The sequence below is a fragment of the Microcystis sp. M53603_WE2 genome, assembly GCF_030065435.1.
Window position 1 is genome coordinate 1 of the sequence record NZ_JASJFF010001166.1, and the last position, 1,002, is coordinate 1,002.

Consider the following 1,002-nt stretch of genomic DNA (forward strand, 5'->3'; position numbering starts at 1 on the left):
TCAGGAGAGCCCATGAGAAATTGACCTGCTGGTAAGCCTACCATTTCCAGTGTTAGTCCATTGGGTAGGTTTTCGGTAAATGGAGTTAGCTTTGCTGGGGGAGGTGGTGGCGAAGAGGGCGCTGGAGGCGCTACTTTAGGTAACGGTGTAGATGTCACAGTAGCGATAGGTAACTGTGTAGATGTCACATTGGGCACGCACACCACCCGAAAACCGAGCTCGAAGTTGTTGAAGCCGCGGCGGTTGTTGCCGTTGCGAATCGCGGAACGGCAGTAATTTGGAAAGTCGTACCAAGAACCGCCCCGCAGTATGTGATAATCATTATCATTTGTCAGCCAAGCACTGCCATCCTTTGGCGCTCCGATATAGTTATTGTGCGAATTGTCTTCGCACCATTCCCAAACATTGCCACTCATGTCATAGAGTCCCCAAGCATTGGGCCTTTTCTGGCCCACAGGATGAGTTTTATCCTGAGAATTTCCGTCATACCAAGCGTAATCTCCTAACTGATTAGCATCATCACCGAAATAAAAGCGAGTAGTAGTCCCCGCACGACAGGCATATTCCCATTCCGCTTCTGTCGGTAGGCGATAGGTTTTCCCGGTTATTTGACTCAATTTCTGACAAAAGGCTTGAGCATCATCCCAACTAACCTTTTCTACCGGATTTTGGGGATTATTTGGAAACTTAGAGGGATTTGTTCCCATTACTGCTTCATATTGTGCCTGAGTCACTGGATATTTCCCAATAGCAAAACTGTTTATTTTAACTTGGTGTTGAGGCTTTTCATAACTTTTAGCATCGGGATCACTGTCAGGAGAGCCCATGAGAAATTTACCTGCTGGTAAGCCTACCATCTCCAGTGTTATTCCCTTGGATATTTTTTCGGTAAATGGAGTTAGCTTTGCTGGGGGAGGTGGTGGCGAAGAGGGCGCTGGAGGCGCTACTTTAGGTAACGGTGTAGATGTCACAGTAGCGATAGGTAACTGTGTAGATGTCACA

Annotated in this window: 1 protein-coding gene; it reads right to left on the minus strand. The window is 47.3% G+C overall.

The window, feature by feature from the left end; translation table 11 throughout:
* Nucleotides 1–827 (minus strand): formylglycine-generating enzyme family protein (locus PX481_RS24520; protein ID WP_288096545.1); only part of this gene is annotated, 827 nt, incomplete at its 3' end.
* Between the last annotated feature and the right edge of the window lie 175 nt (nt 828–1,002).